The 12136-nt window shown below is 53.9% G+C and carries 13 protein-coding genes; 12 read left to right on the plus strand and 1 reads right to left on the minus strand.

Going from position 1 to position 12136, the window contains the following annotated elements; genetic code table 11:
• Positions 1-57 precede the first annotated feature (57 nt).
• The 11 genes from ACT3UM_RS05500 (at position 58) to mgtE (ending at position 9806) form a co-directional block, all read left to right on the plus strand.
• Positions 58-984, plus strand: a complete 927-nt coding sequence (locus tag ACT3UM_RS05500) for a ParB/RepB/Spo0J family partition protein (RefSeq protein ID WP_498896830.1) — start codon at positions 58-60, stop codon at positions 982-984.
• Positions 985-1190: 206 nt separating this feature from the next.
• Positions 1191-1583, plus strand: coding sequence for an ATP synthase subunit I (locus tag ACT3UM_RS05505; RefSeq protein ID WP_498896832.1), 393 nt, complete (start codon positions 1191-1193; stop codon positions 1581-1583).
• A gap of 32 nt (positions 1584-1615) precedes the next feature.
• Complete coding sequence (gene atpB, locus ACT3UM_RS05510; protein ID WP_498896834.1) at positions 1616-2443, plus strand: F0F1 ATP synthase subunit A; 828 nt, start codon at positions 1616-1618, stop codon at positions 2441-2443.
• Positions 2444-2519: 76 nt separating this feature from the next.
• On the plus strand, positions 2520-2747 hold the full coding sequence (gene atpE, locus ACT3UM_RS05515) for a F0F1 ATP synthase subunit C (RefSeq protein WP_022521051.1): 228 nt from the start codon (positions 2520-2522) through the stop codon (positions 2745-2747).
• 76 nt (positions 2748-2823) lie between these two features.
• Positions 2824-3294, plus strand: coding sequence for a F0F1 ATP synthase subunit B (locus ACT3UM_RS05520; RefSeq protein ID WP_498896837.1), 471 nt, complete (start codon positions 2824-2826; stop codon positions 3292-3294).
• Between the two features lie 11 nt (positions 3295-3305).
• Positions 3306-3842, plus strand: coding sequence for a F0F1 ATP synthase subunit delta (locus tag ACT3UM_RS05525; RefSeq protein WP_498896839.1), 537 nt, complete (start codon positions 3306-3308; stop codon positions 3840-3842).
• 16 nt (positions 3843-3858) lie between these two features.
• Positions 3859-5403, plus strand: a complete 1545-nt coding sequence (atpA, locus tag ACT3UM_RS05530) for a F0F1 ATP synthase subunit alpha (protein WP_498896841.1) — start codon at positions 3859-3861, stop codon at positions 5401-5403.
• Positions 5404-5471: 68 nt separating this feature from the next.
• A complete protein-coding gene (gene atpG, locus ACT3UM_RS05535) occupies positions 5472-6359 on the plus strand; it encodes a F0F1 ATP synthase subunit gamma (protein WP_498896843.1) in 888 nt (295 codons plus the stop codon).
• 73 nt (positions 6360-6432) lie between these two features.
• Complete coding sequence (gene atpD, locus ACT3UM_RS05540) at positions 6433-7812, plus strand: F0F1 ATP synthase subunit beta (protein WP_144810089.1); 1380 nt, start codon at positions 6433-6435, stop codon at positions 7810-7812.
• A gap of 24 nt (positions 7813-7836) precedes the next feature.
• Positions 7837-8265, plus strand: coding sequence for a F0F1 ATP synthase subunit epsilon (locus ACT3UM_RS05545; protein WP_180090870.1), 429 nt, complete (start codon positions 7837-7839; stop codon positions 8263-8265).
• Positions 8266-8423: 158 nt separating this feature from the next.
• On the plus strand, positions 8424-9806 hold the full coding sequence (gene mgtE, locus ACT3UM_RS05550; protein ID WP_498896845.1) for a magnesium transporter: 1383 nt from the start codon (positions 8424-8426) through the stop codon (positions 9804-9806).
• A 14-nt stretch (positions 9807-9820) separates the two neighbouring features.
• Here mgtE and ACT3UM_RS05555 read toward each other — a convergent pair whose 3' ends face one another.
• Positions 9821-11014 carry a cation diffusion facilitator family transporter gene (locus tag ACT3UM_RS05555; RefSeq protein WP_498896847.1) on the minus strand — a complete coding sequence of 398 codons (1194 nt, stop codon included), beginning with the start codon at positions 11012-11014 and terminating at the stop codon, positions 9821-9823.
• A 247-nt stretch (positions 11015-11261) separates the two neighbouring features.
• On the opposite strand from ACT3UM_RS05555, the gene ACT3UM_RS05560 reads away from it, so the two are divergent.
• Positions 11262-12062: an undecaprenyl-diphosphate phosphatase gene (locus tag ACT3UM_RS05560; RefSeq protein WP_498896849.1), complete on the plus strand. Its 801-nt coding sequence runs from the start codon at positions 11262-11264 to the stop codon at positions 12060-12062.
• Positions 12063-12136: the final 74 nt, after the last annotated feature.

Here is a 12136-nt window from a genome sequence, read left to right on the forward strand (position 1 = left end):
TCTTCACTTCAACTCATCAATTCAAAAAAGGGGCGCTGAAAATATGAGGGAAAGCGAATGACGCGTAAACCCGCGCTGGGACGTGGCCTGGATGCCCTGATTGGTGCCGGTGCCCGTCGCCGTGACAGCTTAGAACTTGCCGGTAGCGGCACCCCTTTGGAGCTTAATGATGCTGCGCGTGGCGCTGTCGACGAAGTGACAGAAGATCGTCTTGAGCGTCTGCCGTTGGGGCAACTAACCCGCGGTAAATATCAGCCGCGCCGGGATATTCAGCCTGAGGCATTAGAAGAGCTGGCGGACTCCATTCGCGCCCAGGGCGTGATGCAGCCCATCGTTGTGCGCCCCATTGGCGTAGATCGCTACGAAATCATTGCCGGTGAACGCCGCTGGCGGGCCGCTCAGCTCGCTGAGCTGGATGTTATCCCGGCAGTGATCCGCGAAGTCAGCGATGAAGTCGCCTTGGCACTGGCGTTAATCGAAAATATTCAGCGCGAAAACCTCAACGCCATCGAAGAAGCCATGGCGCTCAAGCGCCTGGGCGAAGAGTTTGAGCTTACCCAGCAGCAAATTGCCGACGCGGTGGGTAAATCGCGCACACAGGTGGCTAATCTATTGCGCCTGCTAGCGCTGGACCCTGAAGTACAAACCCTGCTCGAACGTGGCGATCTGGATATGGGCCACGCGCGGGCGCTGTTAACGCTGAACAGCAGCCAACAGCGCCAAGTCGCCCATGAAGTAGTCAACAACGACATGACCGTGCGCGCCACTGAAGCGCTGGTAAAAAAAGTCCAAACCAGCCAAGTGCCCACCAAAACACCTAATCGCCAAACCAAGCAGCCTGACGTAGCTAAGCTTGAAACACATCTGGGCGAACTGCTTGGCGCCCCTGTCTCTATTGATCATGGTCAAAAGGGTAAAGGTAAATTAACAATACGTTATACAAGTCTTGAAGAGTTGGATGGCATCTTAAATCATATTAAATAGCAGGCTATTCAATATCGCGTAAGAAGTGGACACGTTTTCCCCCTTTGGTCGCAAATCAGCCCTTAAGCGGGCAAAATCGGTGCGACTTCGGTTGAAGGTGTGGTAGTGCTTCCCTATAATCGCGCAAGATTTGTGCAGGTTGCCTCGGTTTGTCTAGATATTAGTTTTTCGAGGTATTGGTTTTTTATCAGTGAGGCTGGGCCGGTATGCAGCGATACGAAACCCAGCGGCGAAAAACCTATATCGTTCGACTCACTATCGTGCAGCTGACAATTACGCTATTGGGCATGCTGGTGGCCTATCTGGTCGCAGATGTGGAAGGGATGTCATCAGTTTTTAAAGGAGCCTTGGTAGCTTTATTACCCCATGCTTTTTTTATCAAGCGAATGGGTGTTTTGCGCGCGAGTAGCCCTTCAAAGGCAGCGATGCGCCTATTTCGCGCCGAAGCAGGCAAGTTTGGTTTGACGGTGGCACTTTTTGTAGCAGTGCTCGTGGCAGTGCCTCCCTCAAACCCAGCTTTCTTTTTTTATGCTTATGTTGCGGTTGTTCTAACGCATTGGCTTACGCCTTGGTTAATGCCAAAAAACGCTGATGTCTAGAAAATTGCACAACTGATTGAGGTGACACATTCATGGCCGCAGGAAACGAAGTCTCAACGACTTACTATATCCAGCACCACTTGCAGAACCTGACTTTTGGTAACCACCCTGAAAATGGCTGGTCACTGGCTCACTCCGCAGAAGAAGCAAGTGAAATGGGCTTTTGGGCCATTCATCTGGATACCATGGGCTGGTCCATCGCGATGGGGCTGCTGTTTATCTGGATTTTCCGCAAAGCGGGCAAAATGGCCACTACCGGTGTGCCTTCTGGACTGCAAAATGCGGTTGAAATGGTGTTTGAATTTGTTGAAAACATGATCCAAGGAACATTTAAAGGGCATAACCCGATCATTGCCCCCTTGGCCTTGACGCTGTTCGTGTGGATTCTGTTCATGAACACGCTCAAAATTATTCCGGTCGACTACTTCCCTGTGCTGTTTAGCAAGTTGGGCGTGGACTACATGAAAATTGTCCCCACCACTGATGTCAACGCTACGCTAGGTTTGGCGTTAGGGGTGTTTGGACTGATTCTCTACTACAGCTTTAAGGTTAAAGGCGTGGGTGGTTTCGCCAAAGAGCTGTCACTGACGCCGTTTAATCATTGGGCACTGATTCCCTTCAACCTTGTGTTGGAAATCGTCGCTTTGCTGGTTAAACCGTTTAGTTTGGCGATGCGTCTGTTCGGCAATATGTTTGCCGGGGAAGTGATCTTTATCTTGATCGCCATGCTGCCGTTCTGGGCTATCTGGGTGCTGGATGTGCCATGGGCCATTTTCCATATTTTGATCGTCGTACTCCAAGCTTTCATCTTTACAGTGTTGTCCGTGGTGTATCTGAGCGCTGCACACGAGCATCACTAACCCGAGCAATGCTTGAAACACATTAACCCTTAACCTCAACCCTCGACCTTTAACTTGAAAAACTAGGAGCATTACCATGGAACTTATCTACATTGCCGCTTCCATCATGATCGGTCTCGGCGCGCTAGGTACCGGCATTGGCTTCGCCATTTTGGGTGGCAAGCTGTTGGAATCTACCGCACGTCAGCCTGAGCTGGGTGACCAACTGCAAACGAAAACCTTCCTAATGGCAGGTCTGTTGGATGCCGTTCCGATGATCGGTGTTGGTATCGCAATGTACCTGATCTTCGTTGTTGCCGGTTAATGACAGCTCAGCCGAGCGTTAAACGCTCGGTTTTGTTTCACTCCGGTCGCCACGAACTTGTCAGAGGTACATTCCTGTGAATATCAACATGACGCTAATCGGGCAGACGATCGCCTTCGCGATCTTTGTCTGGTTTTGCACAAAGTATGTGTGGCCTCCGATCAGCAACGCGCTTCATGAGCGTCAGAAGAAAATTGCTGATGGCTTGGACGCAGCCAGCCGTGCTAACCGTGATCTTGAGCTTGCTCAAGAACGGGCAGAGCAGACGCTGCGTGAAAGCAAGGAGCAAGCTTCGCAAATTCTTGAGCAGGCCAACAAGCGCTCTGCCCAGATAGTTGAAGAAGCCCGCGAACAGGCCCGCGCCGAAGGCGAACGCCTTGTAGCCAGTGCACGTGCCGAGATTGAGCAAGAAGTGAATCGTGCAAAAGACGAACTTCGTGCTCAGGTCTCTTATCTCGCCGTTATGGGTGCCGAGCGTGTTCTTGAAGCGTCGGTCGACGAACAAGCCCATCGCAAGTTACTCGATGAGCTGGCTGCTGAACTGTAAGGAGGTGAATCATGGCGGAATTACTGACCGTCGCTCGTCCTTACGCTAAGGCAGCGTTTGAATACGCGCGTGATCATGAGGCGCTTGATAGCTGGTCACAAGCGCTGAGTTTTTTAAGTGTTGCGGTAGCAGACGACAGCGTTCGCCATCGTTTAAACAGTCCAAAATTAGCCAGTGACCAAAAAGTGTCGCTGCTTGTCGAGCTGATTCCAGAGCAACAGGATGAAGCTTTACAGCGTTTTTTGACTGTTCTGGCTGACCAAGGTCGTTTGATGGTGCTGACATCAATCGCTGACCAGTTTGAGCACTTGCGTGCCGAACACGAGCAGCGCGTTGACGTAGCAGTTACGTCTGCTTACAAGCTGACAGCTGCGCAGAAGACCAAGCTAGCGAATGCACTTAAGAAACGTCTGAATCGCGAAATCTCCATTACTACTCAGGTGGATAAGTCGCTTATCGGCGGTGTCATCCTACGTGCTGGGGATACCGTTATTGACGGGTCCGTACGTGGTCGATTGAACCGTCTTTCCGATGCACTAACCGCTTGAGTCTGAGGGACATGGCATGCAGCAACTGAATCCTTCCGAGATCAGCGACATCATCAAGCAGCGAATTGAAAAGCTTGACGTCGCATCCGAAGCCCATAATCAGGGCACCATCGTCACCGTTTCCGACGGTATCGTGAAAGTTCACGGCCTCGAAGACGCGATGTTTGGTGAAATGATTGAATTCCCCAACAGCATTTTTGGCATGGTACTGAACCTGGAGCGCGACTCCGTAGGTGCCGTGGTGCTGGGTGACTACCTGCAGCTTGAAGAGGGCATGACCGCCAAGTGTACCGGTCGTATTCTCGAAGTGCCGGTAGGCCCTGAGCTGATTGGTCGCGTGGTCGATGCGCTGGGTAACCCGATTGATGGTAAAGGCGATATCAACGCCAAAATGACCGACGCTGTTGAGAAAGTGGCGCCGGGCGTTATTACCCGTCAATCTGTAGATGAGCCGATTCAAACCGGTTTGAAGTCGATCGACGCCATGGTGCCGATTGGCCGTGGTCAGCGTGAGCTGATCATCGGTGACCGTCAGATTGGTAAGTCCGCCATTGCCATTGATGCGATCATCAACCAGAAAGGCAAAGGCGTGACCTGTGTCTACGTCGCCATTGGTCAGAAGCAGTCGACTATTGCCAACGTGGTGCGCAAGCTCGAAGAGCACGGCGCCATGGAGCACACCATCGTGGTCGCCGCTGGCGCTGCGGATCCGGCGCCGATGCAGTTCCTGGCCGCCTACTCTGGCTGCACCATGGGCGAATACTTCCGCGACCGCGGCGAGAACGCGCTGATTGTGTATGACGATCTCTCCAAGCAGGCCGTCGCCTACCGCCAGGTATCGCTGCTGCTGCGTCGCCCGCCTGGTCGTGAAGCCTATCCCGGTGATGTCTTCTATCTCCACTCGCGTCTACTTGAGCGTGCGGCACGGGTTAACGTCGACTACGTTGAGAAGTTCACCAACGGCGAAGTGAAAGGCAAAACCGGTTCCTTGACCGCGCTGCCTATCATCGAAACCCAGGGTGGCGACGTCTCCGCGTTCGTTCCGACCAACGTGATTTCGATCACCGACGGTCAGATCTTCCTGGAAACCAACCTGTTTAACTCGGGTATTCGTCCGGCGATTAACGCAGGCCTATCGGTTTCTCGTGTCGGTGGTTCGGCGCAGACCAAAATCATCAAAAAGCTCGGCGGTAGTGTCCGTCTGGCGCTGGCTCAGTACCGTGAACTGGCGGCGTTCTCGCAGTTTGCCTCTGATCTTGATGAAGCCACGCGTAAGCAGCTTGAGCATGGTCAGCGTGTCACTGAGCTTATGAAGCAGAACCAGTACTCGCCGATGTCGATCGCTGAAATGGCGCTGTCGCTGTATGCCGCCAACGAAGGCTTCCTGGATGATGTCGAAGTGAACAAGGTGCTGGACTTCGAGCGTGCCTTGCACGATTACATGAAGTCTGAGCACGCTGATCTACTCGACAAGATCAACCAGAGCGGCGACTACAATGGTGAGATTCAAGACAGCTTGAAGTCGGGTCTCGAGAAGTTCAAGGCGACTCAGAGCTGGTAATGTCTAGCCCGTCTGTGATGGGCGGGTTTGCATGCTTTCTGAGAGCCACGAACGAAGGGTAGATCGCTATGGCAGCTGCAAAAGAGATACGCACCCAGATCGGGAGCATTAAAAATACGCAGAAGATTACCAGCGCCATGGAAATGGTGGCTGCATCGAAAATGCGTAAAGCGCAAGATCTGATGAGAGCCAGTCAGCCTTACGCTAAGCAGATCCGTAATGTGGTCGGCCACATTGCCGACGCCAACCCCGAGTACAGGCACGACTACATGGTCGAGCGTAGCGAGGTTAAGCGCGTTGGTTATATTGTGGTCTCCACAGACCGAGGTCTGTGCGGTGGCTTGAACCACAACCTCTTCAAAGCCTTACTCAAACAGGCCAGTGAGTGGAAAAAGCAGGGCGCAGAGCAGGATTTTTGTGCTCTGGGCGCCAAGGCCAGCACTTTTTTCCGCAACTACGGTGGCAATTTGGTGGCGGCGAAGAGTGGTTTAGGCGAAGCCCCGACCGTCGAAGGCTTGATTGGCAGTATTAAGGTCATGCTCGAAGCGTACGATGAAGGACGTCTCGACCGGCTTTACGTGGTGCACAACGAGTTTGTTAACACCATGACGCAAAAGCCTGTTGTTCGTCAGCTTCTTCCCCTGTCGCCTGATATGGGCGCAGACGCTGAGCAGGACGACAAAAACGCCCGTCCCGGAAGCTGGGACTACCTGTATGAACCGGATGCCAAGGCGTTGCTCGATAGCCTGCTGGTTCGTTTCATCGAATCGCAGGTGTATCAGGCGGTAGTGGAAAACGGCGCTTGTGAACAAGCCGCCCGAATGATCGCTATGAAAAGTGCCACTGACAACGCAGGCGGCCTTATCGACGATCTGGAGATGGTCTACAACAAGGCCCGTCAGGCCGCCATCACCCAGGAAATTTCTGAGATCGTCGGCGGCGCTGCTGCCGTATAACGCCTAGGGAGCCGACTATTTAAGCGGCTCCCGGCAGACAGGTTTCATTTGCAGGTTTTAGAGAGGAACCAAGATGAGCGGACGTATCGTACAAATCATCGGCGCGGTGATTGACGTAGAGTTTCCGCGGGACTCTGTGCCCAAGGTCTACGACGCGCTGAAGGTCTCCGATGTTGAGACCATCCTCGAAGTCCAGCAGCAGCTGGGCGACGGCGTGGTGCGCACCATCGCCATGGGCTCCACTGAGGGCTTGAAGCGTGGCATGGATGTGACCAGCACAGGTGCCGCGATTTCCGTACCGGTAGGTAAGGAAACGCTGGGCCGTATTATGAACGTACTCGGCGAGCCGATTGACGAAGCGGGGCCGATCGGCGAGCAAGAGCGGATGCCGATCCACCGTAAAGCACCGGGCTATGCCGACCAAGCGGCTTCTAACGAGCTGCTGGAAACCGGTATCAAGGTTATCGACTTGGTCTGCCCGTTCGCTAAGGGTGGTAAAGTTGGCCTGTTCGGCGGCGCCGGTGTGGGTAAAACCGTCAACATGATGGAGCTTATCCGCAACATCGCCACCGAGCACAGCGGCTACTCTGTATTCGCCGGTGTGGGTGAGCGTACGCGTGAGGGTAACGACTTCTATCACGAAATGACGGAATCCAACGTTATCGATAAGGTATCGCTGGTTTACGGTCAGATGAACGAGCCTCCGGGTAACCGTCTGCGCGTAGCGCTGACTGGCCTGACCATCGCTGAGAAATTCCGTGATGAAGGCCGCGACGTTCTACTGTTCGTCGATAACATCTACCGCTACACCCTGGCAGGTACCGAAGTATCGGCACTGTTGGGTCGTATGCCGTCAGCGGTCGGTTATCAGCCTACGCTGGCTGAAGAGATGGGCGTTCTGCAGGAGCGTATTACCTCGACGAAAACCGGTTCAATCACCTCGGTACAGGCCGTTTACGTACCTGCTGATGACTTGACCGACCCGTCGCCGGCGACCACCTTCTCGCACCTGGATGCTACCGTGGTATTGGCACGTTCTATCGCCGAACTGGGTATCTATCCGGCGATCGACCCGCTGGACTCCACCTCACGTCAGTTGGATCCGCTGGTCGTCGGTGAAGAACACTACGCCACCGCCCGCGGTGTGCAGAACGTTCTTCAACGCTACAAAGAGCTTAAGGATATTATCGCCATTCTGGGTATGGACGAGCTGTCTGACGAAGACAAGTTGGCCGTTTCCCGGGCGCGTAAAATCCAGCGCTTCTTGTCGCAGCCGTTCTTCGTGGCCGAAGTATTTACCGGTTCACCAGGTAAGTATGTCTCACTGAAAGACACCATCAGTGGCTTCCAGGGCATTCTCGCTGGCGAATACGACGATATGCCGGAACAGGCCTTCTATATGGTCGGCTCCATCGACGAAGCCGTCGAGAAAGCCAACCAGATGAAGAAGTAATCCCGTCCATTAGGGGGATTCGCTATGGCGAATAGCTTTACTTGCAATATCGTCAGCGCTGAAGCATCGATCTTCTCAGGTACCGTTGAGCAGGTGATTGCTTCCGGGATGATGGGTGACCTGGGTGTTTTGCCGGGTCACGCCCCGCTGCTGACCGAGCTTCAGCCGGGTCCGGTACGCGTGATTCACGATGGCGGCAAGGAAGAGAACTTCTTTGTCTCGGGGGGCTTCATGGAAGTCCAGCCGGATGTCGTGACGATTCTGGCCGACTCTGCATCACGTGCCAGCGACCTCAACGAGGCCGCTGCCGAAGAAGCGCGTCAACAGGCGCTGAAAGCCTTTAATGAGAAGTCATCGGAGCTCGATTATACTCGCGCTGCCGCTGAACTTGCCGAAGCCGTTGCACAGCTGCGAACGATTCAGCAACTGCGTAAAAAGGCGGGTAAAGGCTAATACCCACGCGTTTGGCGTGTGTCCAACGCCCCTTGAACCCGTACCAGGGTTTAAGGGGCGTTTTTTTGTTTGTCAGTATGATAAGTAAGTATATGGAATTAGTTAGTAGGTAGAATTAAGTCGGCAGTACGACATCAGTTTGCGTGAAGGGGAGAGCTATGGCACTGAATGATGAAAGCCTACAGGAATTAAAAGCCGAGCTGCTCGACGAGTTGGCCAAGGAAGTACCGAGTAAAACGTTGCTCTCCTTGCGTTTGGCCGAAACCCGCTCTGCGGATATCGGTGAAGTGCTTGAAGAGATGATTGAAGACGACGAAGAGCTGCCTGCGGCGCTCTCGCTGCTGGATATTCTGTCTGCCGAGCGTGCCGCGAATGTACTGGGCTACTTGCCCGGTGAGAGCCAGCTTGAGGTAGTCGGTCAACTGGATGACAGCCAGGTACTGAAGTTTCTAGAAGAGATGGGCTCGGACGAACGCGCCGATCTGTTTAATCTACTCAATGAAGATCGCCGTGAAGCGCTGCTGCGTCGTATGGCCCACCGCGAGCGTGAAGATCTAAAGCGGCTTGCCAGCTATGAAGAGGGCACCGCAGGCGCCATCATGACCTCTGACTATGTCTCCATAGCCAGTGGCATGACGGTGTCGCAAGCGATGATGCGGGTACGCCAAACTGCTCCGGATGCGGAAACGGTCTACCAGCTGTATATCCTCGATAGCGATGGCCAACTGATTGGCACCATGTCACTGCGCCAACTAATGGTGGCGCGTCCCGGCGCCATTGTTGATGACATTATGATTAAAGATGTTATCAGCGCTCGCGTCGATAAAGCCCAGGAAGATGTCGCGCGTATTGTGGCGAAGTACGACCTGTTAGCGCTGCCGGTGATCGATGCCGATGACCGAATGGTCGGGATCGTGACCCACGATGACGCCATGGACGTAGCCGAATCCGAGGCCACCGAGGATTTCCACAAGGGGATGTCGATCGGCCAGCTGGAAGATGGCGTGAGCCGAGTTAAGCTTTGGAGCCTCTACCGTAAGCGAGTGTTTTGGCTGGTACTGCTGGTCTTTGCCAACCTGTTTTCGGGCGCCGGGATTGCCTATTTCGAAGAGACCATTGCCGCCCAAGTGGCACTGGTGTTCTTTTTACCGCTACTGATCGGTAGTGGCGGTAATGCTGGTGCTCAGGCGGCCACGCTAATGGTGCGTGGTATGGCAACGGGCGATGTAGGCGTCAAAGATTGGGGTAAATTACTGGGCCGTGAGCTATTAGTGGCGGGTGCTTTGGGTATTACGATGGCCATTGCCGTCACACCTATCGGGATCATGCGCGGCGGTGAGGCGCTAGCGATGGTCGTTGCTTTGAGCATGGTCACCATCGTGCTGTTTGGTAGCCTACTGGGTATGTGCCTGCCGTTTGTATTGGAGCGCTTTAAGGTCGACCCGGCTACGGCCTCGGCACCGCTGGTGACAACGCTGATTGATGCCTCTGGGGTGGTGATCTACTTCAGTATCGCCACCTTTATGTTATCTGGTCTGTGAACAAGCGGTGAAACCTAGCGCATTGAGCTGCTGGCGGCGCGGGTAATAAACAGTACTTCTACATGACCGAGCCACTCTATATCGCTAGCCAGTGCTTTTAGCTGGCTAGCGAGGCACTGGGGCGGCTGATGCACCGCGTCATCAATGATCAACGATACCGAGACCTTATCGTCCAGATAGTGTAACTGCAGCTCGTTCAGGGTTCGCCATACCGGGTGTTTGTACCAGCGGGCATCCAGTGCGGCCTCCACTTCAGGGCGCAGCGGTAGCCCAGGCAGGCGGCTGGGGTCGCCTGCCCCGGCATCATCCTCTGGGTCAACGTGGAAGATAACGTCGGTCAGCGCAGGGAATTCATGGCGTAGTCGGCGGCTCACTTCATTACCAATTTCATGGGCTTCCGAGACGGTGATTTTAGGCCCCACCACCACGTGCAGATCGACCATTACCCAGCCTGCCGATTGGCGCGTGCGCAGGTCGTGCACGCTATCCACACCCGGCACGCTGCAGGCCACATCGTGCATCTGATTTTGTACATCCACCGGTAGCGCAGTATCCACCAGCTCCCGCGCCGACTCCCACAGCAAGTCCAAACCGACCTTACCGACCAATAAGCCCACGATAATGGCGGCCACGGCGTCCAACCATCCCAAACCAAACTGGGCGCCCACCAATGCCACCAACACCACGGCGGTGGATAACGCATCGCTGCGTGAATGCCAGGCATTGGCTTCGAGTAATTTCGACTTTACCCGCTTGGCGACCCGCATGGTGTAGCGAAAAATCCACTCTTTGCTAAACAGTGCAATGACGGTAATCACGATCGCCACCGCGCCAGGAGCGTTAACGTCGGCACCGCTAAACAAGCGATCCAGGCTCGACCAGGCAATCGCGCCCGCCACGAAAATCAGCACGCTTCCCAGTAATAGGGTCGTCAGGGTTTCAATTCGGCCGTGACCGTAGTGGTGGTCTTTATCGGGCTCCTGGCGGCCGTAATGGATCGCTGCCAGGACAAAACCGTCGGTGACTAAATCAGACAGAGAGTGAATGCCGTCGGCGATCAATGCTGCGGAGCCGACCAAAAAGCCGATGGTGACTTTGACGATGCTGAGCAGAGCATCCAGCCACGCGCCAATGTAGGTAACACGCTTGGCCTCTTGGCTAAGTTGCGCTTGGTCGTGAACCACTGGCGTTTCGATGGTCTGAGTCATGGGTACCTTGCAAGGACGCACGCATTCAATAGACGCCTATTGTAGCGCACTCCTTATATCCTCTATAGCCTCCTCTGCGTTCAAGCCGTGAAACGGCATTTTTGAGTGCCAGTGGCGGATAGTGTCAGTAAAAGAGTGTCAGTAAAAGCGTGTCAGCAAAAGCAGTGGCGGACAACGAATTAGCGGATGTGTATCCTTAAGCGCCATTGCAAACCATCAAATTGTTTTTATACACAGGGTGTTTTTTATGGATTGGCTTCAGGTGGTGGTATTAGCGATTGTTCAGGGGATTTCAGAATTTTTACCCGTATCAAGCTCTGCCCACCTGATTTTGGTACCCGTTCTTACAGATTGGGAAGACCAAGGTTTAGCCTTTGATGTGGCACTGCATTTAGGCAGTCTCTCCGCGGTCATCATCTATTTCAGGCACGAAATCTGGCAAATGATCACCAGCAGCCTGGCCGCCATTGGGGGGAAAGGCGTCAACGAGGATGCGCGGCTCGCCTTCTGGGTGACATTGGCCACTATCCCCGTGGGTATTATTGGTTTACTGCTGCACGATGTTATTTCTCACTATATGCGCTCTACGCTGATTATCGGCGTCAGTTTAATTGGCTTCGGTCTATTGTTGGGGTATGCCGACTGGCGTAAGCAGGGTACGCGCAGCGAGTACCAGCTGCGTTTAAAGGATGTGCTGATTATTGGCGGCGCTCAAGCGTTGGCGTTGATCCCTGGTACGTCGCGCTCGGGGATTACTATTACGGCGGCGCTAATGGTGGGCATGAGCCGGGAAGGCGCTGCGCGTTTCTCTTTCTTGTTGTCGATTCCGGTGATTGTGTTGGCCGGTGGTTTGGAAGCCATCGGCCTGGTTAACGCGCCGCAGTCTATCGATTGGGTCGCCATGCTAGTGGGTACGCTACTATCAGGAGTAAGCGCCTACTTGTGCATCCACTACTTCCTGGTAATTATAAAAAAATTGGGAATGCAGCCCTTTGTGATTTACCGCGTGCTGTTCGGCGCCTGGCTGCTGTGGTTCTTTCACTTTTAAGTGCTTCATTTTTAAGTGCTTCATTTTTAGGCAAGGCAACGATGAAAAACATTAAACAGAAATTGGCTGGTGAA

Source organism: Halomonas sp. AOP13-D3-9, from assembly GCF_052379125.1.
Classification (GTDB): Bacteria; Pseudomonadota; Gammaproteobacteria; order Pseudomonadales; family Halomonadaceae; genus Vreelandella.